This window comes from Microbulbifer sp. SE14 (assembly GCF_059834885.1).
In genome coordinates this window covers 1-1,668 of sequence record NZ_JCBAJA010000071.1, presented here as the reverse complement: position 1 = coordinate 1,668, position 1,668 = coordinate 1, and the positions used below count along the sequence as shown (strand labels likewise).

Genomic DNA, 1,668 nt, shown 5'->3' with positions numbered 1-1,668 from the left:
CGATGGTCGTCATCAACTTCGAAGACCAGCTCCAGCCCGGCACTTTCGAGTTCACCCTCCATCGTCTGATCGATGGCCATATCGATCTCTCCCCCTTCTACAACAAGTACAGCAATGACCAGGGTGGCAGAGCCGCTTATGATCCAGCGATTCTCCTCAAGATCATTCTGTTTGCCTACGCCAAAGGCATCACCTCCAGCCGCGAGATCCAGTGGCAATGTGAACATAACATCATCTTCAAAGCTCTCTCCTGTGACGCAGTCCCCCACTTCACCAGTATCGCGAACTTTGTCAGCGGCTACCCCGACGCTATCGAATCCGTGTTCGAGCAGGTATTGCTGGTATGCGACCAGCAGGGCCTGATTGGCAATGAACTCTTCGCCATTGATGGCTGCAAAATGTCCTCGAACGCCTCAAAGGAGCATTCCGGTACTTTCAAAGAGCTGGAACAGAAGCGAGACAAGATCCAGAAAAAGATCCGACATTGCATGGAAGAGCATAAGCGGCTCGACGGGAGAAAGCCCCAAGAGCGAGACCGAAAGAAGCAGCTCGCTCAGGCCACTGAAACCCTCCAGAGGCACTTCGACAAGATTGATCAGTTCCTAAAGACGGCAACCCCAAGGAAGGGGCAAGGAAAGAGCCAAAAAGAAGTAAAGAGTAATATCACTGACAACGAATCCGCCAAGATGACTACCAGCAAGGGCACAATACAGGGCTACAACGGTATCGCCGCCGTCGACAAGGAACACCAGATCATTGTCGAAGCCCAGGCCTTTGGATCTGGGCAGGAACAGCATACATTGAAGTCAATTCTGGACGGCATCAGAAAGCGGTATCGTGATACCGGCATGCATGACGATATCCTCAAAAGCCAGGTGATCGTGACTGCGGATACCGGATTCTCCAGCGAGGAGAATAATGACTATCTCCGCCAAGAGAACATCAACGCCTACATCCCTGACAGTAAATTCCGATCCAGAGACAAAGCTTTCTCTAAGCAGAAAAAGAAGTACGGTAAGCGGAATCAATACAATGCCAAGGGCCAGAAGAAGATCATCCCGGCCAGCGAATTTCAGATCGATGCCAAAAACAAGATCTGTATCTGCCCGGCCGGGAAGTCTCTCTGGTTCGTTGGTGAATCTCGATCTGTCAAAGGTAAAGTAAAGCTGGCCTTCGAAGGTAACCTGACCGACTGTCGCAACTGTCACCTAAAAGACCAGTGTATGCGCAATCCGAGCGCCGCCGAGACAAGAGAGGGGCACGGTCGCCAGGTATCGATTACCACCACCAATGGCCACACCGCCACGGACTGGATGAAGCGACGTGTCGACAGCCGGGAAGGAAAAGTGATCTATGGACATCGCATGTCTGTGGTGGAACCAGTATTCGGCAATACAGGGTTCAACAAAGGCCTGAATAGGTTCTCGTTGCGCGGTAGAGACAAGGTGCAGGGACAATGGCGGATGTTCTGCCTGGTGCACAATATTGAGAAATTGATGAATTATGGAGCGATTCAGTGAGCCGAAAGGCTATTGACACCTGTCAGGTGATTTTCTGTCCGAATTGAATGACTATGTAAATGGGCTGTGTTTAAATCAGCCCCTATGAACGACAAAAGTATGGCTAGAAGAGCTAATTCCCTGAAACAGTTTTTCTACAGCCTCGTTA

General features: G+C 50.6%; 1 protein-coding gene. It reads left to right on the top strand.

Going from position 1 to position 1,668, the window contains the following annotated elements:
- Positions 1–2 precede the first annotated feature (2 nt).
- Entirely contained in the window at positions 3–1,520 is a 1,518-nt protein-coding gene (locus tag AC6R19_RS22670) for an IS1182 family transposase (RefSeq protein WP_500582140.1), read from the top strand.
- Positions 1,521–1,668: the final 148 nt, after the last annotated feature.